This is a genomic window from Devosia indica (assembly GCF_003056405.1).
GTDB lineage: Bacteria > Pseudomonadota > Alphaproteobacteria > Rhizobiales > Devosiaceae > Devosia > Devosia indica.
In genome coordinates, this window is sequence record NZ_PYVZ01000019.1 from 1 (window position 1) to 24,252 (window position 24,252).

The following is a 24,252-nucleotide window of genomic DNA, read 5'->3' on the forward strand; positions in this document are numbered from 1 at the left end:
CAAGCTGGCTTGGACATTCCATTGTTGGGGCACCTAACGAACAAATCTGATGAAGATAGAAGAAACGATGATGTCGCGGCAGCTTACAGGAGCTGGAAAAGGAACACCATCGTCTGAAATGGGGTCGATTTCCGCCATGATGTCGGACTTGTTGCATAGCCTTATAGAACCCACAGGCTGTCACCCCGGCGCAGCCGGGGCCCATCCTGAGCTGGTGCACCTTTCGCTGATGGCCGCCCGCGTGGTTCGAGGGTCGCTTCGCGCCCACCTCACCATGAGGGCTCTCGAAACGCCGGTTCCGCCCCAGACCTCATCCTGAGGTGCGAAGCGCAGCGCAGCCTCGAAGGACGAGGTCGGCCATCACCACACCCGGTCAACTTTTTTATCCCCGCGCCCAAAACCTCCTCCATAATCCTCCCCATCACTCCCGCGCGGGCGGACTGCAGCGAACTTTGCGGGAGGAGCCGGTTGGGTGCTGGGTCGCTCCAGGGCCTGCCTGCTCGTTGGGCCACCTTGCGACGAGCGATCAATAGGGGCCACGACAGCAGGAGAAACCCGGCGTCCCGAGGCGGCGACGTCTCTATTACTTAGTTCTACTGAGACGCACGCGCCTCGGGACACGTCCAATTCAACCGGAGGCGCCAGCGTCGTCCGGCGCACATTCACGGCCTGAGCAATGGAAACGCCGTGACAAACGCCCTACCCCACCAGCGATTTCGGTGGCCGCATCTTGAGCGACCACAGCACGCAGCCAATCGCCAGCAGCGAGGTCACCGTCGAATAGAAGAATGCATAGGCGCCGAAGAATTCCACCAACACCCCGAACACCGTCAGCGCCAGCATGGCCATGGCCATGTTGAGCATGTTGAAAAAGCCCTGCGCCTCGGCCGCATTGGCCTCATTGGTCCAGTTGGCGATGAAGTGCACCACCCCGAAATAGCCCATGCCGAAACTGAAGGCATGCAGCGACTGGGTGAGGAACAGCACCTCCACTGGCGGATTGAACGCCATGATGGTGAAGCGGATCAGCCCGGCAACGGCCCCGGCCAGGATCATGTTACGCGCTGTCACGCGGCCGCCAAAGCGTCGCCAGACAAACATCAGCACCGCCTCGCCGACGGCCGCAAAGCCCAGCAAGGGTCCCAGGAAATAGCTTGGAATGCCGTTCTCGTGCCAGAGCAACGCCCCGAACCCGCCAATCACGGCGTTGGACGAGTTGACCAGCGCAAAGGCCAGCAGCGGCAGCACGAACCAGGGCTGCAGCGCATCCTTGAGCCGGCTGGGTGGCGCCACGGCTTCTGGTGCTGCATCGGCCAGGGTCACCTGCGGTTTCGGGGCCCGGAACCGCGGCAGCAGGAACGCCAGCCCGGCCCGTGCGACGACCATGGCCACATAGAGCGTGATGAATGCACCCGAGCCGAGGACGTTGAGAAACAGCCCGATACCGCCCGCGCCCACGACATAGCCCACCGTCGCCCAGGCCCGGATCACTCCGAAATCAGTGCCGTTGCGGCGCGTCATGCGCACCGTTGCTGCATCGATCACCGGCGCAACCAGGCCATTGCTGGAGGCGCACAGCCCCCAGACCAGCAAAATGCCCCAAAACTCGGAGACGAAATACATCGGTATGGCCGTCAAGGCCGAAACAATGGAAATGCCGATCAGCGCCGTCCGCCAGTCATCGGCCCGGTCGGCTACGCGTCCGACCATCATGTTCAGGCCCAGCAGAAGCAGGGTCGGCAGCGCATTGATCAGGCCGATCTGGTCGGCCGGAATGCCATGTTCGCTCAGCCAGATGCCCAGGAACACCGACGCGACGCCGCCCGGCAGATAGACGGTAAATTGATAAATGGAAGCGCGCAGCTCGGGCGAATCCCAGCGCGAAAGGGCCGATGGCATGGAAATGGACTCCCGGCGCAGAGGCGCGCCGCGTTCCCTCAACTGACTCGGATGCGCGCGCGACGCAAGGGCATTTCCACCCAAATCGTCTGCAAAACCGGTCTCTGGAACGTTCTATATGGCCCTTGCCAGCTTTGCGGGCGCATTGGCCGGCGTCAGCGCCGACAGGAATTGATTGCCGCTGGCTGCCCAGGTGAACTGCTCGCCCAGCGCGCGCGCATCTGCGCGCCGGAGGGTCAGGCAACGGCGCACCGCGGCACCCAGATCTTCCGACAGCGTGCCCGCTCTGGGGTCCGTGACCACGTCGCGCGGCCCGGTGACCGGGTAGGCAGCCACTGGCGTGCCCGAGGCCAGGGCTTCGGTCACCACATTGCCGAATGTATCGGTGCGGCTGGGAAACACGAACACATCGGCACTGCGATAGGCGGCAGCCAGTTCCTCGCCGTGCAGATAGCCGACAAAATGCACGTCAGGATGAAGCCGCTCCAGATGCGCCCGATCCGGCCCATCCCCCACCACGATCTTGCTGCCCGGCACGTCCAGATCGAGAAAGGCCGTCACGTTCTTTTCCGCCGAGACACGACCCACATAAAGCAGATGCGGGCCGGGCAGATCGGTGAACAGGGTCTTTTCGCCTGGATGGAAGCGCACCCCATCCACGCCCCGGCCCCACAGCGTCAAATGCGAGAATCCGCGGCCACTCAGTTCGGCCCGCAGCGACGGGGTCGGCACCATGGTCGCCACCGCCGGTTCATGGAACCAGCGCAGATAGCCATAGCTCCACTCCTCCGGCAGCGGCAGCCGCGCCGCCGCATATTCGGGAAAGCGGGTGTGAAAGCTGGTGGTGAAGGCCTTGCCGCGTTCCAGGCAGTAGCGCCGCGCCAGCAGGCCGAGCGGGCCTTCTGTGGCGATATGGATGTGGTGCGCCCGCGACCGCGCCATGGTCAGGAACACCGCTCGCCGCGAGGCCAGCGACAGCCTGATCTCGGGATAGGTGGGCACCGGCACGGTCCAGAATGGCACCGGGGTGAGGAAACTGACCTCGTGCCCCCAGGCTCTCAATTGCTTGGCCAGGCTCTCGAGCGTACGCACCACGCCATTGATTTGCGGGCGCCACGCATCGGTGACGATCAGGATACGGCGGCGGGAAAGCTTGGGATCGATATACATGGCGACACCACGATTGCTCGCAATGTCAGCATGGTGCGCGTTCCCCGCGTCGCTTGCGTGACGGCCATGTGACGTTCACTTGACGGGTTTACTGCCCGGAACTCTGGCGCAATTTCGGCTTGCGGGCGTCGCCGGTGACCATTTCGGTCCACTTGATCAGCTCAAATACCCCATCGTGATTCTCCACAATGGCGGTGCAGCTCTCCACCCAGTCGCCGGTATTGATATACTGGATGCCCAGCCGGTCGTGGATGTCGGCAAAATGGATATGGCCGCAGATCACCCCATCGACACCGCTCTCCTTGGCTTCGTGTACCAGGGCTTCCTCGAACCGGCCGATCACCGAAACCGCATTCTTCACCTTCTGCTTGGCCCAGGCGCTCAGCGACCAGTATTGCAACCCCAGCCGCCGCCTCACCCAGTTGATGGCGATATTGACGCGCAGCGCCGCATTGTAGGCCCAGTCCCCGACATGGGCGAGCCATTTGGCATTCATCACCACCACGTCGAACTGGTCGCCATGGATAACCAGATAGGTCTTGCCCGTCGCCGAAGTATGGATGGTGCGATCCACCAGCTCGATCTCGCCGAAATAGGTGCCGAGATATTCGCGCAGGAACTCATCGTGATTGCCCGGCAGATAGACGATCCGCGTACCGGCTGTCGCCTTGTCGAGCATGATCTGGATCACCTCGTTATACTGGGCCGGCCAGTGCCACTGCTTGGCCAGCCGCCAGCCATCGAGAATGTCCCCCACCAGATAAATCGTCTCGGCATCATGCGCGCGCAGGAAATCGGCCAGTTGCGCGCTGCGGATCGGCTTCATGCCCAGATGCACATCCGACAGGAAAAGCGCCCGAACACGCCTGATCTCGCGCTCTTCCGACATCAGTCTCGGGCCTCCTCACTAAGGGAGGGCATCTTATCGGCTGCACCCGGCGCTGCAAACACGCCTGCCAAGAAAGCCGGGGAAAGCCTGCTCACCGCAACCGCGCCTTGAGCGCCACGATGCGTCGATAGCTCTCCTCGATCCGCGCGGCAAAGGCCGGATCGGCCGCGGCCTCGCTCACCAGGATGTCGAGCACGTCCTGGGCCAACCCCGGGCGATAATCGGCCGTGTTGGAGAACAGCAGAATGTCCATGCCCGCGCGCACCGCCTTGACGACCGTGTCCTCAAGCGAAAAATGCTCGCGAATGGCGCCCATTTCCAGATCGTCGCTGATCACCACGCCGTCGAAACCCAGCTCGCCCCGCAATACGCCATCGATCCAGCGGGGTGATAAAGATGACGGGGTCTCCCCGTCTCCATTGGCATAATCAGCATGGTAGAGATGCCCCACCATGACCATGTCGGCCATGTCTCCGGCAATCAGCACCCGGTAGGGTTCCAACTCGTCCGGCGACCAGCTCCGTGTGATATCCACGAAACCTTCATGACTGTCGGCGGTGGAAGAGCCATGCCCAGGAAAATGCTTGAGCGCGGTCACGAGACCCGCGGCGCGATGTGCGCGCACAAAGGCCGTGTCATAGTCGATCACCACCATGGGGTCAGCCGAAAAGGCCCGCCCGAAACGCGCGATGATCTGGTTTTCCGGATTTGTATTAAGGTCCGCCACCGGACCAAAATTGACCGAGAACCCTTGCTCGCCAATGCCTTGGGCCATACGTGAGTAGAGCGCTTCCGCCTGCTCCGGTGTGTTGTTGGCAGCAACTGTTTCGGCATTGGGAATTTCGGCAAAGCCCACATCGCGGGTCAGCCGTTCCACCGCCCCCCCTTCCTGATCTAGCGTAATGAAGGGTGGCAAGTCCGGTGACGCAGCGCGGAAAATACCATTCATCTCCCGCACGGTCTGCAGGCTCGACACATTCTTCTTGAGATACATCACCCCGCCCAAGCGTCCGGCTTCAAGGTCGCTGACCACCGCCTTGACGCCCGCGTCGGCAGGTCCATCGCCCTCAAAACCGACAAGAATCATCTGCCCTGCCATTTCTTCCAGCGTCGCAGCCGCCAACGGCTGCGCCAGGAACGGCAGAACAATAAAGGCACAGAGTAATCGGAGCACGGGCATCACCGGCTGAGGAATCGGGGGTGCAGAGTGCCCAGCAAATGGCGGCAAGACAATGGTCTCCCCTGAACAGGGGATGGTCGCAAGGGTCCGAGCAGTGCCAAACCCTCACAAAGGTGGACGCAGGGTCGGATTTCTCAACCTTCTTCGGCTCACCACCGAACTGGTCGGGTGGCAGGCAAAGCGCCTCGCCGCCCGATCTTTTTCACGAAACCCCTGTGATTCTGAAAAAAATCGTTCCAACTAGTGCGTTTGCGTTATGCGCAATCCGAGATTGCATCCATACTGAGCTTAAGGTGGACGCAGGACCGGCGGTTTTTCAACCTTCCAGCCGGCCCCCGCCGAACTGGAAGGGCGGTGGAACGTGGTGCCACCGCCCGATTTTTTGGCGTTACGCCGGCTTGTTCTGCCGATTGGCAATCAGATCATCCACAACGGATGGATCTGCCAGGGTCGAAGTGTCTCCAAGCGAACCAAAGTCGTTTTCCGCCACCTTGCGCAGAATGCGGCGCATGATCTTGCCCGAACGCGTCTTGGGCAGGCCCGGCGCCCACTGGATGAAATCGGGCGAAGCGATCGGCCCGATTTCCTTGCGCACCCAGTTGCGCAGCTCAAGACGCAACTCGTCGCTGCTCTGTTCGCCCGCCATCAGCGTGACATAGCAATAGATGCCCTGCCCCTTGATATCGTGCGGGAAGCCGACAACGGCCGCCTCGGAAACCTTTGGGTGCGCAACCAGGGCGCTCTCCACCTCGGCCGTACCCAGGCGGTGGCCGGAAACATTGAGCACGTCGTCGACCCGCCCGGTAATCCAGTAATAGCCATCTTCGTCGCGGCGGCAGCCGTCACCGGTGAAGTAGTTGCCCTTATAGGTCTCGAAGTAGGTCGAGACGAACCGCCCATGGTCACCCCAGATGGTTCGGGCCTGACTGGGCCAGCTATCCTTGATGACCAGCACGCCTTCAGCCTTGGTCTGCTCCTGCACCTTGCCTTCAGGCGATAGCACTTCGGGCTGAATCCCAAAAAACGGTTTGGTTGCCGAACCGGGCTTGGTTGGGATGGCGCCGGGGAATGGCGCGATCATGTGACCGCCGGTTTCCGTCTGCCACCAGGCATCGACGATCTCGCACCGTCCCTTACCCACCTTGTTGTAATACCACATCCAGGCTTCGGGATTGATCGGCTCGCCCACCGTGCCAAGCAGTCGAAGCGAGGGCATCTCGTACTTCTCGACATATTCGGCCCCCGCACCCATCAGGGCGCGGATGGCGGTCGGAGCAGTGTGGAAGATATTGACCTTGTGGCGCTCCACCACTTGCCAGAAGCGGCTGGCATCAGGCCAGGACGGAATGCCCTCGAACATCACGGTCGTCGCGCCATTGGCCAGCGGGCCATAGACGATATAGCTGTGTCCGGTAACCCAGCCGACATCGGCCGTACACCAGAACACATCACCCTTGTTGTAGTCGAAGCTCAGCTCGTGGGTCATCGAGGTGTAGAGCAGATACCCGCCCTGGGTGTGCAGCACGCCCTTGGGCTTGCCGGTCGAACCGGAGGTATAAAGGATGAACAGCGGATCTTCCGCGTTCATCGGTTCGGGATCATTAAACGGCTCTACGCCGGCCGCAGCTTCATGCCACCAGACGTCGCGCGAACCCTTCATGGCCACATCGGCGCCGGTATTGTGCACCACCAGCACCTTGGAGACGCCCGGGCAGTCTTCCAGCGCCTTGTCGACATTGGCCTTGAGCGGAACGGTCTTGCCACCGCGGCGGCCTTCGTCGGCGGTGATGACCACTGCCGAGTCACAGTCATTGATCCGTCCGGCAAGAGCGTCGGGCGAGAAACCACCAAACACCACCGAGTGAACAGCGCCGATGCGCGCGCAGGCCAACATCGCATAGGCGGCCTGCGGGATCATCGGCAGATAGATCGTGACGCGGTCGCCCTTCTTGACGCCCAGTGACTTCAGCACATTGGCGCAGCGGCATACTTTTTCGTGCAGCGTCCGATAGGAAATATGTTCGGCCTGGTCCTCCGGATTGTCGGGCTCCCAGATTATGGCAATGTCATCGCCGCGCTCAGCCAGGTGCCTATCGATACAATTGGCAGCGACGTTGAGCACGCCATCCTCGAACCATTTGATCGAAACGTCGGGATATTCGAACGTTGTGTTCTTGATCTTGGTGGGGAAAGTTACCCAGTCGAGGCGCTTGGCCTGTTCCGCCCAGAACCCATCCGGGTCCTGAATCGAACGCTGATACAGCGCATCATACTGCTCGGCCGTGGTATGGGTGCGCGCGATCGCAGCCGCGCTTGGCTGGAATAGGAGCTGGTCGCTCATCGTCATCCTCCCTTATCTCTCCCGGCATCCGTAATACTGTTCCACCCCTATAGCGGCAAGGCCTAGTACCTGCGATTTAATGGGTTTTTCCGGCAAGGGTGTTTGCTCAAAGGGCACGGCACCTGCCGTTAACCGGAACTGGCTACACTTTTCGCTCCTTTAGCGCGGAGCAGCATCATGGCAGAAATGACCATTCGGGCCGCCACTCATGCGGATCTGGACCTTGTGTATCGCGAGCTGAGTGACGTCATCCTGACCTCGCCGCATTACAATGACCGCTTCAAGCAACATGAGGCCGGCAGGCTGGACCGTACCTTTCTCAAGGGCCTCATGGCCATCGACCCCTGGCATATCATGCTGATGTGCGCCGACGGCGTGCCGGGGGGCGCCATGGTGTCCGGACCAGAATGCGGTTCAATCTTTCGCTATTGGAGCTGGGTATTCCCAAGCCATCGCCAGACCAAGCTGGGCATGTTCGGCATGCGTGAATTCGATGCCCATTGGGACAATACCCGGTTCCACAAGGCCTACACCTATGTCCGCCCGGAAAATGAAATCGCCCGCATGTTGCTCAAGCGCTACGGCTACAGGGAAACCGCCCTGCTCGAGCAACACATCTTCGGCCAGGACTATCTGTTGATCGAGAAGTTCTACACGCGACCCGATGTCCCCTATGACAGCGGCTATGTCGGACGCCTGGGGCGTCTCAAGAATCGGCTCAAGGGGCTGGTCGGGGCGTAGAGCCTATTCCGCAGCCACCACGCGACGAGCCTTGAACCACTGCAGGATCGACACGTCGATCTGGGCGGTTCTGAGCGCGATCAGCCAGAGGGCGACCGACCAGACCGAAATGGCGATGATCGCCGCCAGTGCTGCGCCGACCAGGTGAAATGCGGGCACCAGAACCAGATTGCCCGCAAACAGGGTGCCCATGCCGAGCAATACGGCGGGCAAGCTGGCCCAGGGCCGGTCATGGATAGACAGCACCATTGATGCGGGGCCCATGACCGAGCGCACCACCAGGCCCAGGCACAATATGGCCAGAGGCAGCGCACCGGCGGTGAATGCGGGGCCAAACAGCAGCAAAGCAAACGGCGCTCCGACGATCACGACGCCAAACAGCACCAGCGATACCGCGCTTGCCGCCAGGTTGGCCTCGCCCACCTTGCGGTGAAAGGCCGCGCGATCCGCATTGGCCTCGCTTTCGAACATCTCCGGCAGGATAACGGCATAGACCGCGGCCACACCGAACGACACTAGAGAGAATATCCGCGTGCAGACGCCGAAAATGGCAAGTTCCTCGCGGTCCAGCAGATTGGCCAGCAACAGCAGGTCGATATCGAAGAAGAAGTCCGTCGCCAGTGTGATTAGCACCCAGGGCGCGGCAAAGCGCCACCAGCGTGGCGCATCAGCGCTGCGGCTTTCGGCAGTCTCGCCGACGCGCGGCAGCGTGAGGACTACAATTCCCATATGCACCAGAGCAATCAGCACGTAGCCGAAAGCGGTGACCCAGAGCATGGTGCTGAAGGCCACGGCGGGCGCATTCAGCATGGCTGCACAGACAAGCACTGTTCCCAGCACCATCATGGGCCGGAATATCCCGTCAGCGAAAAAACCAGCAAAAGGTCGCTTCAGCCCGACCAGCACGGCGCCATTGACATAGACCAGCGCTGTTGCCAGAGCGAGCAAGGCAACTGGTGTGTAGAGCACCGCAACAACATGTTGCCCCAACCCAAGCCAGCCCAGCACAAGCGGCCCTGCAAGCACCAGTGCCAGAAAGGTCAGGCCGACATGACCATAGGCGCGGACAGCAAAGGCAATGAGCTGGCGGCGATCGTTCCGGGCGCGATACTCGGCGGCAAAATAAGTCCCTATGGTCTGAAAACCCAGCGGCATAGTCACGGCGATCAGGTTAACCGCGGCGATCACCACCAGATAGTCGCCCAGAATGGCAGCACCCCAGACTTGCGCGATGAAGGCCTGTACTAGAAAGATAAGGCCGGCGCCGAACAAACGTCCGCCGAAAATGATGGTCGATTGCGATGCCAGCCGGCGTGCGAGGCTCATCGGAATTCTTCGGGCAATGGCAAGGGCGTCTGGTCGGGCCGGGCCCGCGAAGGCCGCACCGCCTCGATATGGCGGCGCAGCTCGTTATAGGCCTCACGCGCCGCGAACGCCCCGGCGCCCAGCGCGTAGGCAACCGGCCGCGTCGCAAAATTGACCACCGGCGGCACAGGCCGGATCAGGCCTGCATCACCTACCATGCCCTTTTTGAACTGGTGCAGCCCATGGAAGCCATCCGTACCCCCAAGATCGTACCAGCTTGCGCGGGTGTGGTCGCGTAACCAGCGGATAATATGCCAATGCAGGAAATAGCCGGCACGCAGCGGCAGGGCCCTGTCATTCGTGGCCCCGTACAGATAGACGGCGCGATCCCCCGCCTTGAAGATCAGCGCGCCCGCGACCAGCTCGCCACCTTGCCGCACGAAAAATAACTCGGGCCGCAAAGGCTGGTCGAGCGCCATCAGCGCGTCCAGGGTATCGAAGGCCGAATAGTCAGGAAATTGCTTGCGATCGCTCATCGCCGCATAGAGCGTCTTGAAGGCATCAATCTGCCCGGCACCGGCATGCTCGAAGACCAGCTCTGATTTCTCTGACTTGTTGAGCTGACGCCGCCAAGTCTGACCAAAGCTCTTGCGCTGCGCCTCGTCCGGGAGCCGCAGATTGACTAGATAGCGGTCTGGAAAGCGCAGGGTGGCCCCGCGCTTGAAGCCGCGTGCGCGCAGCTCGCGATACTCGCCGTGACGATCCTGGGTGCTGGCATGGGGCAGGATGGAGAGCATCATGCCGCGCTGGTCGGCATATTCAGCCACCAGCGCCTCAATCATGCCCTGGTACAGCAGCGCGCAATCCTGGACTTTTGTGTCCGCCAGCATTGGACCCCATTTGATGATGGCAATCTGGCTCAAACCAAGCGGCAGGCGCTGCACCATGACCAACGAGCCGCCAATGATGCGCCCATCGCGCTCGAACAGGCGCGGTTCAACCGTCACACCGGGCCAGCGGATCGTGGCGAATGCAAAAAGCTGCTCCTGGCAGACACCATCAAAACCGCCGACGACCGCGTCCCATTCCTGCCCATCAACGGCACGCACAACCACACCTGGCGCCGCCATGTGGGTCGGCGAGGACACAATGGCCCCGGCGTCACTTTGGGCTGCTCCTGCAGATAAGGACATGGTTGTGTTTCCGGCTGATGCGCACTCAGCCAGACGCTAGACTCATCAGGTGTGCAAATCCCTATCCCGTCGCAACAAATGTCCCAAAATTCTGCCCTTGGTTACCAAAGCCTACCGGTCCGGGCGCAATAAATGGCGCTGGCAGGTTAACCGTAGCCACCAATCGACAAAATGAGCCACCAGTGGCCGCTCCTGGCAGGAAATCAACTGCTCGGCAGATCCGGCGGCGGACCGCCGACGCCCATGCCGTCGGGCGGCGCCATCATGCCACCAGCGCTGCGTTCAGCCGTCAAGTCAACCGGTATGGTCAGCGTTCCGGCATAACCGGTCTGCGGCTCGCCCGTCAGCGCCAGCGTCTGCTGCGCGATCTCTTCGGCGCTATTGTCCTTGAAGACGTTATCACTCGACAACGAGATGCGCCCAAGGTTCCGCGTTCCATTCGCATAGCGGCTATCCGCAGCATAGACATCGGCACAATCGGCCTCAGGCAGCGCAATCTGGGCCGTTAGCACGGAGGCTTCGCCACTGACTGCCGCCTCGATGCTCCCGAAAATCTCAAAGTGAAAATGCGGCCAGCGCCCGTCGTAGCAGCCAGGAAAGATGGTCTTGAACCTTACCTTGCCCTCCCCATCGGCGATGCCAACACCACGCAGATAATTGGCGTCGGTAATGTCATAGAGCGAGTAATTGCCGGTCGTATCACAATGCCAGAGATAGATGGCGTACCCCTCAAGCGGCGTACAGCCATCAGCATTGACCAGCGTCAGCTCGAGATCGAGCTGCAATCCATCGGCAACCGGGGTCAGCGTACCGAACGAGCTGCGCAAATCAGTGCGAATGACACCGTCCTGGGTCAACGCATTGACCACCTGGCCATCTTTCACATTGCTCCCATCAGCAGGATAGGGGCCGGCCGTTTCCCAGGGCAATGCCACGCATTCAAGCGCTGCGGCAGGGCCGCCAGCCAGCCCGGCGACCCCAATACCCCCCATCAGGGCCAGCAGGCGCCGGCGGCCAATCATGCGCGGCAAATCATGGGCGAAACCCAAATCGTGAGTGTGGTGATCATCGTGATCATGCGGCATGTGCAGTTCCTTTCTGACGGAGCCATTCAAACCGGGACAGCCGCGAAGCTGCTTCGGTGGAATGGGCGAGATGTAGGACACCGCACCTCTCCGCCCGACGTCCAACAGATGAACGTTTGGCAATCTGGCAGCACATACAGCCAGAACTGCGGTCAGCCGCCAAAGCGTCTGCGAGTCTGGACCAAGATGTCATTGAGGGCTTTGGTGGGTGCACAAGGACTCGAACCTTGGACCCGCTGATTAAGAGTCAGCTGCTCTACCATCTGAGCTATGCACCCGGGGCTTCTTGAAGCGCCTCGGCACCAAAGTGGCGCCTCTCTATCAAAGGGATTCGGAGCTGTCCAGCACTCAAAACCGGATTGTGTGCAAAACTGTCATGCAGAAATGCTGAGGGCGACAACCCGGCCGCATCGGGCCGGGTTGGTCGAGGTCATTGTTGCAGGTGTCGATAGTCGTTCAACTCAACCACATTGCTGACCGGCTCGCTGGGTTCAGGCCGCGTTTCGTCCATGAGCCCGATCGTTCTCTCGATGATATGTCGGAGCTGCCGCGACCGCTGATCCGCTCCCTGGAGAATGGTGGCGGCCCGCTGTAAATGGTCACGCGCAAGCACGTAGGTTGGAGGCAATCGCTCTCTCCCTCTGGCTGAAATTAACTGAAGAATCACCGTTTCCGGCACGTCCAAAAGGTGGACCTGCATAGTTCTCGACTTATTTCCCGCCTGGATCGCATTCGATTCAAAAGCCACCAATCGGGCCTGCGCCGCGTCAGCCAAGCACCGCCGGGACTTTGCGGACCGTGAAGATTTTCCAAGCCTGTGCAAAACAGTGGGACCTGATCAAATCCACACTCCGGCCGTCTCGATCCTGCCCTCTTCACGACACGGAACCATCACATTCCCCACTGCTTCATCGAGAGGTCACAATGCACGCTGGAAAGCTCGGATGGCGCAGCTAGTATGGGTGCAGAATCGTCGCCAAGGACCCCATCTTGCCCCTGCCCCCATTCACGTCCATCGTCGAGGCACTGCCGGAAACCGTCCCCTTTGTCGGCCCCGAAGCGATAGAACGTCAGACCGGAATAGCCACTCGGGCCCGCATCGGCGCCAATGAATCGGGCTTTGGCCCCAGCCCGCGCGTAATTGCCGCCCTTCGCAATGCCGCGCCGGACGTATGGACCTATCCCGACCCGGAAAACCATGCGCTTCGCACTGCGCTGGCCAAACATGTCGGGGTCGCGAACGAAGAAATAGCCGTCAGTGAAGGCATTGATGGGCTGATGGGCCTGTTGGTCCGGCTCTTCATTGCGCCGGGTGATATCGTCGTCACCTCGTTGGGCGCTTACCCTACATTCAACTATCACGTAACCGGCTTTGGCGGCGACTTGCGCTTTGTTCCCTACCGGCAATTTCATGAAGATCCCGAGGCCCTGGCCGCCATGGCCCACCAGACCAATGCGCGCATGGTCTATCTGGCCAATCCCGACAACCCAATGGGGTCATTCTGGCCCGCCAGCGATATCGAGCGCTTCATCAACGCCGTGCCCGAGACCTGCCTGATCGTCCTGGACGAGGCCTATCTTGAGACGGCGCCGGACCAGGGACCGCCATTGGACACCGACCGGCCCAATCTGCTGCGCCTGCGGACTTTCTCGAAGGCCTATGGCCTGGCCGGATTGCGTTGTGGCTATGCCATCGGCAATCGCCGGCTTGCCGGTGCCTTCAATCGCATTCGCAATCATTTTGGCGTCAACAAGCTGGCCCAGGTCGCAGCCCTCGCGGCGCTGGATGACCAGGCCTACCTGCAGCACGCGGTCACCGCGATCGCTGCTGCACGCAGCCGCATCGCACAGATCGCCCGCGACAACGGATTGGCCCCTGTGCCTTCGGCGACAAATTTCGTCGCCATCGACTGCGGCAGCGATGGGCCCTTCGCCGTGCGGGTCCTTGATGCCTTGGGGAAACAGGGAGTCTTCGTGCGAAAGCCCGCCGCACCGGGGCTGGACCAGCACATCCGTATCAGTGCCGCGCCGGGCCGGGAGCTGGATGTTCTATCAGATGCCCTGCCCCTGGCCCTCAGGCAGGCTCACTCGGCCGCATAGAGCCCGATGGTGGCCCAGAGCGGACGATGATTGGAGCCATAGCTCTCTCCCGACTCCAGTGTCAGGACACGGGCATTGTCTCGTGTGAACATGTTGTCGATCGGCACTCCAAGTGCACCAAGACGCACGGGCCAGGTTGCCGGCGTCGACGGTCCTGGCACCAACCTGGCTCGTTCCATGAGCGTGCCGACAGACTCCGTCCAGATGGTCGAGTTGAAATCCCCGGCAAGCACCACCGGCCCTTCAATGCCATCAAGCAACCGCCGCAGCTCCGCCAATTCCTGCCTGGCCACCAGCTCATCATAGGGCTTGGTCAAATGAGTACCCACAATGGTCACCGGCTGTCCATCGACCCTGACCCGCGCGGTGACCAGTCTCTCCCGGTTAAACGGCCGGAAAAGCTGGATACCACCTTCCTCGATGGGCAATTGCGAAAACAGAGAGATGTCGCAGACCTCGGTCCTCTCGCAGCCGAGGCGATAGGGATACACCTCCGCCATCTGCGCCAGATGGGACTCGATGCCAGGGGTCTCCATGACCAGAACGATCTCCGGCCGCTCGGCCAGGACCGCAGCAACCAGTTCGTCGGCCTGGCGGTTGCCTGCCAGCACGTTGAAGCTGAGAAAACGGAACTGGGCCACCGGCGCCTGTTCTGGCATCGTGCGGCTGGCATAGAGTTCCCCCACCAGCCAGTAGCCGTGCAGCCCCGCCGCAAGCAGCGGCAGCAGCGCCAAAGCCCCGCGCCAGCGCGCGCCGAGCGCAATCAGGGCCAGCGCCAGGACAATTCCGGCCACCACCATGTGAAACCGCAGGCTCTGCAACAGAACGAGGCCGGGCAGATACCGGCCCGTAACGACCACGGCCAGCGCTACAATTAGCGCGCCAAGGAGCACGAGGAGGCCGCCCCTGAATTCTGCCTTGCCCCACATCTATCGTTCACTCCCAGATAGCCAGATCATGGCTAGACCAGCTTGGGCGCTGGTGCGCAAGCATTGCGCGCGCAAGTGATTAAGCAATGGGGCGCGGCCTGTCGACCGCGCCCCAAAATATTCTGCTATGGCTCGAGCTCAGCCCGCCAGCGCGCCCTGCGCCGATGCGCCGCGCTCGATCATCACGCGATTGAGCGCATTGAGATAGGCGCGGGCCGAAGCCACCAGCGTATCGGGCTCTGCCGCATTGCCCGAGGCGATGCGGCCGTTCATTTCAAGGCGCACATGGGCCGAAGCCTGCGCATCGGTGCCGCCAGTCACACCATCGACGGCATAGAGCACCAGATGTGGATTTTGCCCCGAGACCGCCTTGATGGCATTGAAGATCGCGTCCACCGAACCAGTGCCCTCGAGCGAAACACTGTTCTTTTCGCCGTCGATGGTGACGGTCAAATCACAGCGATGCGTGCCACCGGTCTTGCTGACGACTTCCATGTCGACCAGCCGGATGCGGTCGCCCACCGAGCCGACTTCGTCGTCGACCAGAGCGACAATATCGGCGTCATAGACATGCTTCTTGCGGTCCGCCAGATCCTTGAAGCGCTGGAACGCCTCCTGGAAGGCATTGTCGCCCAGCTCGTACCCCAGCTCCTTGAGCTTGTCCTTGAACGCGGCGCGGCCCGAATGCTTGCCCATGACCAAGGTGGTTTCCTTGATACCGACACTGGCCGGGGTCATGATTTCATAGGTTTCGGCATTCTTGAGCATGCCGTCCTGGTGGATGCCGCTCTCATGTGCGAAGGCGTTCTTGCCCACAATCGCCTTGTTATACTGCACCGGAAAATTCGATGCTGCCGAAACGATGCGGCTAGCCCGGCTGAGCTGCGTGCTGTCGATCTCGGTGTAATAGGGCATGGCGTCGCCACGCGTGCGCAGCGCCATCACCACTTCTTCCAGCGCCGCATTGCCGGCCCGTTCGCCCAGCCCGTTGATGGTGCATTCGACCTGGCGCGCGCCACCGGCCACACCAGCCAACGAGTTGGCGACCGCCATGCCCAGATCATCGTGGCAATGCACCGAGAAGATTGCCTTGTCGGCGCCAGGCACCGTCTCGATGATCTCCTTGAACATGGCAAAATGCTCTTCGGGCACCGCATACCCCACCGTGTCAGGCAGGTTGATCGTGGTCGCCCCGGCCTTGATCGCCGTCTCGACGCAACGCTTGAGGAACTCCATCGGCGTGCGCGTGGCATCCATGGCGGACCATTCGACATCATCGATCAGGTTACGGGCCTGCGTTACCGTGCGGGCGATGATCTCGATCACCTCGTCCTCGGTCTTCTTCATCTGGTGCGCCAGATGGATCGGCGAGGTCGAGACGAAGGTGTGGATGCGCCCCTTCTGGGCATGCCGCACGGCTTCACCAGCCCTGTCGATATCGGCGCTGATGGCGCGGGCGAGACCGGCAACGGTCGCATTCTTGACCTGCTTGGCCACGGCCACGACGGCCTCGAAATCGCCATTCGAAGCGATGGGGAACCCGGCCTCGATAATGTCGACGCCCATTTCATCGAGCGACTCGGCGACCTGGAGTTTTTCTTCCAGTGTCATGGTGGCGCCGGGCGATTGCTCGCCATCACGCAGCGTGGTGTCGAAGATGAAAACGCGTTCTTTATTGCTGTCGACGGACATTGACTTCTCTTGGTTTCCTATCGGCCCCGAGGCAAATACTCGCAGGACCGCACATGTGTTGATGTTCGGTTTTTGCGCAATCCCCTGACGACCCGCTCGCTATGGCGAGCTGCCGGTGATCAGGGGCTGATAAGAAGGAGAAGCAGCGCAGGAAGCAGCAGCAGGCCTGCGGCCAGCAGCAAACGGGCCTGAAGGGCCTGGGTTTGTGCGATGGCAATGGCTTTGGCGCGTTGGCGCTGCATGAGTACGCTCTGGTACGTCTATCAATTGAACGTCACAATGCGCCAAGCCGCCCCGCCGTGCAAGGGTAGAAGGCTGAATTATGTTACTTTTTTATCGTCACCCGAATGCAAACACCGCCGAAAGCAGCACGCCGAGAAACGCCAGGCCGGTGATCTTGTGCGCTGCGTCGGCGCGTTTTTGCGCTTCCGCGTCACCGCCCTGATATCTCTTGAACTGAATGCCGCCATAGATGATGGCCGCCAGCATCACGGCCACCAGCGCCATCTTGATCCAGAACCAGACCGAAGCGCCCCCCAGCCCGCCATACTTCATGAACATGATCAGCGGCCCGGTGATCAGAAGTGCAACCATGGCCACCTTGCCCACCTGCGAGAGTGTATTCATCACACCAAAATAGCCAACACGCTGATCCGGCGTGGCTGTGGCCATGCGACCGCCAATAACCGGCCCGACCACCGAATTCGAGCCACCGGCAATAAAGCCGATCACATGCACCCAGATAAGAAGATTGATGACGACATCCATCGTCCTGCCCTCCTGCTGCTCAGTCCCCGGTCAGGAGAATAGCACACCGGAGGCCGGACGGAATGGGTCTCAATCCAGATCCAGGACGCCTTCGCCGATCACCACCGCCTCGCCGCCAATGGCGCCATACACCAGTGTGTCATTGTCCTTGCGCAATTGCAGCGTGATGCGGCAGGGCCGCCCCATTTCGTGGCCCTGGCGCAGGACATAGTCGGTCTGCCCGGTCCCCATCGCCTGCTCGGCCAACAGCCCGATCAGCGCCGCGGCGGCAGAGCCGGTGCCGGGATCCTCGCCGATATCCATGCCAAACATGCGCGCGGCAAGATCGTTCTCGCGCTCTTCCGGGGTGAGGGTGAACACATAGGCAGAGTGATGTTCCTGGTCGAACACCTGGTCCCAGGCTGTCTTGTTGACCCGCACCCGCTTGAGCACCGAGGCGTCGCGGACCGGCACGAGGTGGAAGGTCACACCGGCCGAGAACACCGCCGGCTTGTAGACATCGCAGCCAATCTCCTCGACTTCGATCCCCAGTGCCTGCGCAATCCCCAGGCGATCTGGCAGTTCGGCGATGCGGATCGGCAGCCGCGGCAATGTAAACCGTGCTTCACCGCTCCGGCGGTCCAGCCGCTCGAACAGCGCGGTGACCAGCCCCACTTTTTCTTCCATGCGAATGGCCGAGGCCCGGCTGTTCAGCCCCAGCGACACAGCCGCGCCCACGGTCGGATGACCGGCGAAGGGCAGTTCCTGATAGGGCGTAAAGATGCGCAGTGCGGCGCTGTTGCGCTCATTCCGCGGCTTGCAGATGAACACGGTCTCGCTCAGGTTGAATTCGCGGGCGATCGCCTGCATCTCATTGTCCATGAGCCCGTCGGCTTTTGGCACCACGGCCAGCGCATTGCCTTTGAGCGGGGAACGGGTGAAGACATCAAGGATCAGGTAGGGCAGTTTCAACGGGCAACCTCCGGCAAAGCATATCCAGACCGGGCTTTGCCCAGATGGTCGCACAAAGCGTCGACAACCACCCCGTGATCTCTGCGACCAGGCAGGCCAGAAACCGTCAGCGCACCAATAATCCCGGCGCCCGGAACCCGGATGGGAAAGCCGCCGCCCGCGATGACATAATCTGCCGGGTCGGCGCCGAACACCTCGGGAAACACCCCTTCCCCGCGTTCCAGAACCAGCCGATAGGTCGCACGTTGGAAGCGTCGTACCGTATTGATCTTGCGGCGCACCCATTCGGCATTGTCAGCCGTCGTACCCGGGGTCGCTGCAAAGAACAATTGCCGGTCCCAGCTTCGCAGGTCCACGATCAACGACAGGCCCTCCATTGCCGCCCGAAGACGAATGGCCGCGCCGATTTCGAAGGCCGTGGTTTCATCGAACGCCGGCAGAACCAGGTCCGCTTCCTGGCGTTGAACCAGTGCGATCTCGTCTTTGCTATCCATGTGTCAGTCCCGATGAGAGCGGTTCCAGGCATCGAACAGCGGTGTGCGATCCGCGGCGCCCTTGGCAAAACTGATATGGGAGGGATCGAGCTGCACCCATGCCGCCTTGCTGTCAGTCCAGATATCGCCGACCGGCGCCGCCCAGTCCAGATCGTCCAGCGAGCCCGCCCGCACCACCTTGATGCCACCGGCAGGTGGCACATTCCACAGCCACGTGTGACATTTGGCGCAGAAATGCATGGCTATCACATTGCCGCTGTCAGCGGTGCGGTCATAGCGCTCGGTCTCGCCCGCCAGCACCTCGAAATCCTCGCTCCGAACGATCATCGACATCGACCAGGCCGCGCCCGAATAGCGCTGGCAATCCTTGCAATGACAATTATAGACCGAAAGCGGCGAGGCCTTGAGCAGGTAACGCACCGCACCACACGAGCACCCACCCTCGACCGGAAATTCTGGCAACGCCATCTTTCGCCTCCCCAATATGGTAGGCCGGTTCTAGAGGGTTTCGAGCTAAACTGGCAATGGTTATGCGCCTCGCGCTCCGGCCGGAGAATTGGGAGTGCGACAAACAAGAGCCGTAAGCGGACTGATCTGGGCCCACCTATTCCGCTGCCGGCGCCTTGATGCCGTGCTGGGCATCATTGATCCGCTTCTGCTGGTCAAGCCAGGCCACCGCATCGCTGGTCTTGAAAAGCTCCAGGTCTTCCGCGTCATGATCGGTAACGGGGGACATGGCCAGATCGGTGTAGGCATGGCGATTGGCGTCCCGCTCTACCTTCAATTGCCTGAGACCAAAGCGAAAATAGAGCCATGCCCAGCGGCTGAGCTTCCAGCCCAGTTCGAGGTAATATTTGGGATAGAACAGGATCGCTGGTTCGATCTTCATGCCATGCCGCCGGTTCAACCGCGACTTCTTGCGGATCCAGCCAACCTCCAGCGGATGCACCCCCTCGATCTTGAGGGCGCCCATGAACCAGGTACACAGCAGCAGCACCTGTGCGGTCGAGACCTCAGAGGCTGCAGCCCGCCGCATGATCGTCTCGACATGGTCCAGCGAATAATAGCGGCTCCAGGCGTCGGCATAGACCTGTTCGAACTCGGCCTTGCTCATATTGGGATGGGCGGTGGTGTAGTGATTGAGATCGTATTTGTTGAGATCGGGGTCCATCGCTACCCCGGCCCGATGCAGCTTCTGATGGTCCTCCGACCCCGGCAGCGGCGTGAGGAAGAAGAACTCCAGGATATCGACCGGCAACTCCCGCTTGACCACGTCGATATCGTGCATGATCCGCTCGGGCGTGTCGGTGGGAAAGCCCAGGATGTAGCCGGCATAAGTGATAACACGCCACTTCTTCCAGGCCTGCAGCATCACCCGGTACTCGGTGATCTTGTTCTGCCGCTTCTTGGCATCCTTGAGATTGGCCGGATTGACATTCTCCAGCCCGATGAACACCCGCGTCACTCCGGCGCGGGAACACTTCTCGATGAAATTGGGTATCCGGTGGCACAGCGTGTCGACCTGGATGATGAAATTGAAACTCAGTCCCTCGACTTCGCGCATATGAATGAGACGATCCAGGATCGCCTCCCAGTCCTTGTTGCGCGCGAAATTGTCATCGGTGATGAAATAGCGATGCACGCCCTGGCTCATATTGAGGCGGATGATCTTCTCGATATCGTCCGGCGAACGCCGACGCGATTTGCGCCCCTGCACATTGATGATGGTGCAGAACGAGCACTGATAGGGGCATCCCCTGCCTGCATCGAAGCTGGTGAGGTTGTAGGCGGTGCGCGACACATGCTCGGCGGGCATGAACGGCACCGGGGTATCCTCGATCCCCGGCAGAGCGTGCATGAAATTGTAGAGCGGCTGCAGCGTCCCGGCGATGGCATCGGCCAGCACCGCATCGGTCCGCCCCTCCATTTCCCCGGCAAACAGGGAAATGCCCATCGCCTGCGCCGTTTTGAAATCGGCGTCCTCGCCATTGAGCATCGAGATCACGCCCGAGACATGAAACCCGCCGATCGCCACCTGCACTCCGGCGTCTCTCAGCGGCCGGGCGATATCGAGCGCCCTAGGGAACTGGTTGGACTGTACGCCGATCAGCATCACCAGCGCTGCGTCTGCCCTCTTGCAGTCGGCGATCACCCCCTTGATGTCGATTTCGGTATTGGTTTCGTCGATGGTCTCCACATCGACGTCCCATTCGCCACCCAGTGTCTTGCGGTCGATCACGTCCCGCACCAGCCCATGTACTGAAGCGAGCGAATTGGACGGAATGGGGGAGAGTTTCCACTGAATGACATAGCCGTCATCGTCATAGTGAGACGGCTTGATCAGGTAGAGCGCGAACCGCTTGGTCAAAGTCACGATAGTCTCCCTGTTGGGAAGCCTGAAGACTGACGACGCTGATCAATAGCCTAGCAGAATGAAATTGAGACGAAAGACCCCTTCTCTGGCAAGCCCTAGCGCACCCGCCGCGCCAGATCGGCCACCCAGGCGGCCGCTTCATGTCCATGTACGCTTGCCGAGCGCACCAGATCGTCGAAATGCCGGGCCATCAGGCGGATATAGGTGGGCGCCGTGAAGGCCAGGTAGCGTTGCCCCAGATAGATGGCCACACGATGCTGGCCATAGACCGAGAACGGCACCGAATAGAGCTCGCGGGCATCGAAGGCATAAAGCCGGGCTGACGGGTAGAACTCCTCAAGCGAAGCGGCCATGGCCTCCAATTGCCGCCGGCGGATCTCCGCCGGCAGACCGCGCCATTGCCATTCGCCCGCAGCAAAGCTCTCCAAGGTCTGGACAGGAACGGCAATCTCCATATCCGTTTCCAGCCGCCGCAGCAGCGCAATTTGCGCCGCCGAATCGCTGATCGCCTGCTGGGGCGTACGGCGCACCGCCGTTTCATATTCAAAGACATGAACTTCGTCGGTCTTGAAAATATCGGGCAGCCCCGCCGGGACATGCCGGATTTTCGCGCCCAGCACCTCGGCATTCCACTTCAGCACCTGCTCATCCACCGGGTGGCGCGCCGCCTCGGTCATCTGCACCGCCTGGTCGAGGATTTCGCTGGCAGCACCGCGATGATTGGACAGGCCCAGCAACCAGTCAGACGACACCTGCAGGGCCGCCGCAATTTCCGCCAGCGCCTGGCCGCTCGGCAAGCGCGGCTCTTCCGCCAGCAGCAATTGCGACACTGTTGACCGGTCAAGCCCGGCCGATTGCGCCAGTCGCGTTTGCGACCACCCGGCCCGGCCGACGGCATCGGTCAGTCTTTGCTTGAAGATTTCCGCCCGTTCGCGCTTGTCCATATGCGGGCTTTTGCCACGCATGGTGATAAAAAACAACAATATCAGCAAAATGCACCGAGTTGTCGCAATCCGTCACCAATCCCTCCTTGTTGTCAGGCGTCTGGACTGACATCAGCGCTGCAACAGCAGTCTAGCACCCCCATCTCTCAGGAGGATAAATTGGAAAGTCCGGCCCGTTCCATCGTCAAAGCGGTCACATGGCAGGCCATTGGCCTGGTCACCATGACGCTGATGGGCTGGCTGGCCACCGGGAGCCTGGTGGCAGCCGGTGGGCTCGCCGTCTCGGGAGCGCTTTCCGGCTTCGTCTGCTTCATCCTCCACGAGCGCCTCTGGGCGCGAATCCAGTGGGGCCGTATCGAACAGTAAAAAGGCGGGCCCGCAGACCCGCCTTCCATTACTCCATCGCAGAAGCGAGGATCAGTTCTTCGCCTTGTCGACCAGGGCGCCAGCCTTGATCCACGGCATCATGTCGCGCAGCTTGGTGCCGACTTCCTCGATCGGATGCTCGTCGGCCAGGCGACGGGTGGCCTTGAAGCGGGCGCCGCCGCCCGACTTGATTTCCTGCATCCACTCGGAGGTGAACTTGCCCGACTGGATGTCGTGCAGCACGCGCTTCATCTCGGCCTTGGTCTCCGAGGTGATGATGCGCGGACCAGTGACATATTCGCCCCACTCGGCGGTGTTCGAGATCGAGTAGTTCATGTTGGCGATGCCGCCCTGGTAGATCAGGTCAACGATCAGCTTCACTTCGTGCAGACACTCAAAATAGGCCATTTCCGGTGCATAGCCGGCTTCCACCAGCGTCTCGAAACCGGCGCGGATCAGCTCAACCAGGCCACCGCAAAGCACGACCTGCTCGCCGAACAGGTCGGTCTCGCATTCTTCGCGGAAATTGGTCTCGATGACGCCCGAACGGCCGCCGCCAACACCCGAGGCATAGGCCAGCGCGATGTCATGGGCATTGCCCGACGCGTCCTGGTGCACGGCGATCAGGCACGGCACGCCGCCACCCTTCTGGTATTCGCCACGCACGGTGTGGCCCGGGCCCTTGGGCGCGATCATGATCACGTCGACGGTCGACTTGGGCTCGATCAGGTTGAAATGCACGTTGAGGCCATGGGCGAAGGCCAGCGCAGCGCCGTCGCGGATATTGGGCTCGATATGCTCCTTGTAGATATCGGCCTGCAGCTCATCGGGAGTCAGCAGCATGATGACATCGGCCCAGGCAGACGCTTCGCCAACGCTCATCACCTTCAGGCCCTCGCCCTCAGCCTTCTTGGCCGAGGCGGAACCGGGACGCAGGCCCACGGCAACATTGGTGACGCCCGAGTCGCGCAGGTTCAGCACATGGGCATGGCCCTGCGAGCCATAGCCAATGATGGCCACCTTCTTGGACTTGATGATGTTCAGATCGGCATCACGATCGTAATAGACGCGCATTGGGGGTCTCCCTGAGAATTTGCGATTTGTTTCAGCTATTTGCCTTGACCCCATAAAGGGTCAGGAACTGGTCCGCCGCGGCTTTCACATCGGATTCGATGTTCGCCTCGACATTGGATTGGGTGAGCCCCTTGTCGCCGAGCAGCAGACGGATCTGCACGTCGCGCACGACCAGGCCAAAGAAAGTGCGATAGGCTTCCTCGCTATTGGGGAAGCGCAAGAGGCGCGCATCGCGCGCCGCTTCCAGGATCGGCTTCAGGCGCCGGCGAATGGCCATGGGCCCGTTCTCCAGCACGATATTGCCCAGATCGTCCTTTTCCTGCGCGGCATGGGTAATGGCCGTGCGATTGAGGGTAATCGAGACTTCGCCGACAATGGTGGTCAAGAGATCACGCGCAAATTGCTCGAGGCTGGCCCGCAAGGCCTTGATATTGAGATGGCTGCGGTCAACGAACGGCATGCGCACCTTGGCCGCCTGCCACTGCACCGTCGCGGTGAGCAGCCCGTCACGATCGCCGAACCATTTGTAGAGTGTTTCCTTCGAGCAGGAGGCGCGCCGCGCCACCGCCGTCATGGTCAGCCCGTCGCCATTCTCGACGAGCAGATCCAGCGCCGCCGTCAGCACTGCCTGCTGCCGGGGGGTGAATGTCTCTTCGTTGACCTTGATGGCCAGGGCCACGGGACCTTACCTCTTCTGCGAAAAATCTCTTGCCGCCGATTGTCTCGACGTCTCTTCGTTCGAAGTGGCGTACCGTAC

General features: G+C 61.1%; 23 protein-coding genes and 1 tRNA gene. 3 read left to right on the forward strand and 21 right to left on the reverse strand.

Features of this window, described 5'->3' with window-relative positions:
- Positions 1 to 699: 699 nt before the first annotated feature.
- From DDE76_RS16290 to acs, 5 genes are all read right to left on the reverse strand, one after another.
- The gene (locus DDE76_RS16290; RefSeq protein ID WP_104893909.1) at positions 700 to 1,899 is read right to left on the reverse strand and encodes an MFS transporter; all 1,200 of its coding nucleotides are present in this window, start codon (positions 1,897 to 1,899) and stop codon (positions 700 to 702) included.
- A 114-nt stretch (positions 1,900 to 2,013) separates the two neighbouring features.
- Positions 2,014 to 3,069, reverse strand: a complete 1,056-nt coding sequence (locus tag DDE76_RS16295; protein ID WP_104893908.1) for a glycosyltransferase family 4 protein — start codon at positions 3,067 to 3,069, stop codon at positions 2,014 to 2,016.
- Between the two features lie 88 nt (positions 3,070 to 3,157).
- Positions 3,158 to 3,958, reverse strand: a complete 801-nt coding sequence (locus DDE76_RS16300; protein ID WP_104893907.1) for a UDP-2,3-diacylglucosamine diphosphatase — start codon at positions 3,956 to 3,958, stop codon at positions 3,158 to 3,160.
- 91 nt (positions 3,959 to 4,049) lie between these two features.
- Positions 4,050 to 5,132 carry a glycoside hydrolase family 3 protein gene (locus tag DDE76_RS16305; protein WP_157955863.1) on the reverse strand — a complete coding sequence of 361 codons (1,083 nt, stop codon included), beginning with the start codon at positions 5,130 to 5,132 and terminating at the stop codon, positions 4,050 to 4,052.
- Between the two features lie 394 nt (positions 5,133 to 5,526).
- Positions 5,527 to 7,479 carry an acetate--CoA ligase gene (acs, locus tag DDE76_RS16310; protein ID WP_104893905.1) on the reverse strand — a complete coding sequence of 651 codons (1,953 nt, stop codon included), beginning with the start codon at positions 7,477 to 7,479 and terminating at the stop codon, positions 5,527 to 5,529.
- Positions 7,480 to 7,656: 177 nt separating this feature from the next.
- On the opposite strand from acs, the gene DDE76_RS16315 reads away from it, so the two are divergent.
- Entirely contained in the window at positions 7,657 to 8,220 is a 564-nt protein-coding gene (locus tag DDE76_RS16315) for a hypothetical protein (protein ID WP_104893904.1), read from the forward strand.
- Between the two features lie 3 nt (positions 8,221 to 8,223).
- Here DDE76_RS16315 and DDE76_RS16320 read toward each other — a convergent pair whose 3' ends face one another.
- The 5 genes from DDE76_RS16320 to DDE76_RS16340 all read right to left on the reverse strand — a co-directional run bounded on the left by DDE76_RS16320 (position 8,224) and on the right by DDE76_RS16340 (position 12,551).
- Positions 8,224 to 9,546, reverse strand: a complete 1,323-nt coding sequence (locus DDE76_RS16320) for a lipopolysaccharide biosynthesis protein (protein WP_104893903.1) — start codon at positions 9,544 to 9,546, stop codon at positions 8,224 to 8,226.
- The gene (locus DDE76_RS16325; protein ID WP_104893902.1) at positions 9,543 to 10,718 is read right to left on the reverse strand and encodes a lipid II:glycine glycyltransferase FemX; all 1,176 of its coding nucleotides are present in this window, start codon (positions 10,716 to 10,718) and stop codon (positions 9,543 to 9,545) included. Before DDE76_RS16325 ends, DDE76_RS16320 begins: the two co-directional genes overlap by 4 nt.
- A 203-nt stretch (positions 10,719 to 10,921) precedes the next feature.
- Positions 10,922 to 11,803: a dioxygenase family protein gene (locus DDE76_RS16330; protein WP_104894989.1), complete on the reverse strand. Its 882-nt coding sequence runs from the start codon at positions 11,801 to 11,803 to the stop codon at positions 10,922 to 10,924.
- Positions 11,804 to 12,005: 202 nt separating this feature from the next.
- Positions 12,006 to 12,081, reverse strand: a tRNA-Lys gene (locus DDE76_RS16335).
- A 152-nt stretch (positions 12,082 to 12,233) separates the two neighbouring features.
- Positions 12,234 to 12,551 (reverse strand): hypothetical protein, encoded by a 318-nt coding sequence (locus tag DDE76_RS16340; RefSeq protein ID WP_158672416.1) that lies wholly within the window; start codon positions 12,549 to 12,551, stop codon positions 12,234 to 12,236.
- Between the two features lie 242 nt (positions 12,552 to 12,793).
- On the opposite strand from DDE76_RS16340, the gene DDE76_RS16345 reads away from it, so the two are divergent.
- Positions 12,794 to 13,903: a pyridoxal phosphate-dependent aminotransferase gene (locus tag DDE76_RS16345; protein ID WP_104893900.1), complete on the forward strand. Its 1,110-nt coding sequence runs from the start codon at positions 12,794 to 12,796 to the stop codon at positions 13,901 to 13,903.
- Here DDE76_RS16345 and DDE76_RS16350 read toward each other — a convergent pair.
- The 9 genes from DDE76_RS16350 to DDE76_RS16385 form a co-directional block, all read right to left on the reverse strand.
- The gene (locus tag DDE76_RS16350) at positions 13,888 to 14,832 is read right to left on the reverse strand and encodes an endonuclease/exonuclease/phosphatase family protein (RefSeq protein ID WP_104893899.1); all 945 of its coding nucleotides are present in this window, start codon (positions 14,830 to 14,832) and stop codon (positions 13,888 to 13,890) included. The two genes, DDE76_RS16345 and DDE76_RS16350, sit on opposite strands and share 16 nt — an antisense overlap.
- Before the next feature lie 138 nt (positions 14,833 to 14,970).
- Positions 14,971 to 16,524: a 2-isopropylmalate synthase gene (locus DDE76_RS16355; RefSeq protein ID WP_104893898.1), complete on the reverse strand. Its 1,554-nt coding sequence runs from the start codon at positions 16,522 to 16,524 to the stop codon at positions 14,971 to 14,973.
- Between the two features lie 119 nt (positions 16,525 to 16,643).
- Positions 16,644 to 16,766, reverse strand: a complete 123-nt coding sequence (locus DDE76_RS20065; protein WP_281261865.1) for a hypothetical protein — start codon at positions 16,764 to 16,766, stop codon at positions 16,644 to 16,646.
- A 97-nt stretch (positions 16,767 to 16,863) separates the two neighbouring features.
- Positions 16,864 to 17,292 (reverse strand): hypothetical protein, encoded by a 429-nt coding sequence (locus DDE76_RS16360; protein ID WP_104893897.1) that lies wholly within the window; start codon positions 17,290 to 17,292, stop codon positions 16,864 to 16,866.
- Positions 17,293 to 17,361: 69 nt separating this feature from the next.
- The gene (locus DDE76_RS16365) at positions 17,362 to 18,243 is read right to left on the reverse strand and encodes a PhzF family phenazine biosynthesis protein (RefSeq protein ID WP_104893896.1); all 882 of its coding nucleotides are present in this window, start codon (positions 18,241 to 18,243) and stop codon (positions 17,362 to 17,364) included.
- The gene (locus tag DDE76_RS16370; protein WP_104893895.1) at positions 18,240 to 18,737 is read right to left on the reverse strand and encodes a heme-degrading domain-containing protein; all 498 of its coding nucleotides are present in this window, start codon (positions 18,735 to 18,737) and stop codon (positions 18,240 to 18,242) included. Before DDE76_RS16370 ends, DDE76_RS16365 begins: the two co-directional genes overlap by 4 nt.
- Before the next feature lie 3 nt (positions 18,738 to 18,740).
- Complete coding sequence (locus DDE76_RS16375; protein ID WP_104893894.1) at positions 18,741 to 19,205, reverse strand: GFA family protein; 465 nt, start codon at positions 19,203 to 19,205, stop codon at positions 18,741 to 18,743.
- Between the two features lie 136 nt (positions 19,206 to 19,341).
- Positions 19,342 to 21,111 carry a B12-binding domain-containing radical SAM protein gene (locus DDE76_RS16380; protein WP_245892016.1) on the reverse strand — a complete coding sequence of 590 codons (1,770 nt, stop codon included), beginning with the start codon at positions 21,109 to 21,111 and terminating at the stop codon, positions 19,342 to 19,344.
- Between the two features lie 95 nt (positions 21,112 to 21,206).
- Positions 21,207 to 22,055: a helix-turn-helix domain-containing protein gene (locus tag DDE76_RS16385; RefSeq protein WP_104894988.1), complete on the reverse strand. Its 849-nt coding sequence runs from the start codon at positions 22,053 to 22,055 to the stop codon at positions 21,207 to 21,209.
- Positions 22,056 to 22,214: 159 nt separating this feature from the next.
- Between DDE76_RS16385 and DDE76_RS16390 the strand changes: the two genes are divergently transcribed.
- Positions 22,215 to 22,421, forward strand: coding sequence for a DUF2061 domain-containing protein (locus DDE76_RS16390; RefSeq protein ID WP_104893892.1), 207 nt, complete (start codon positions 22,215 to 22,217; stop codon positions 22,419 to 22,421).
- 51 nt (positions 22,422 to 22,472) lie between these two features.
- Here the strand turns inward: DDE76_RS16390 and ilvC are convergent, their stop codons facing one another.
- Together ilvC and DDE76_RS16400 are read right to left on the reverse strand one after the other, a co-directional pair.
- Complete coding sequence (gene ilvC / locus DDE76_RS16395; protein ID WP_104893891.1) at positions 22,473 to 23,495, reverse strand: ketol-acid reductoisomerase; 1,023 nt, start codon at positions 23,493 to 23,495, stop codon at positions 22,473 to 22,475.
- A gap of 31 nt (positions 23,496 to 23,526) precedes the next feature.
- Positions 23,527 to 24,174, reverse strand: a complete 648-nt coding sequence (locus DDE76_RS16400) for a TetR/AcrR family transcriptional regulator (RefSeq protein WP_104893890.1) — start codon at positions 24,172 to 24,174, stop codon at positions 23,527 to 23,529.
- Between the last annotated feature and the right edge of the window lie 78 nt (positions 24,175 to 24,252).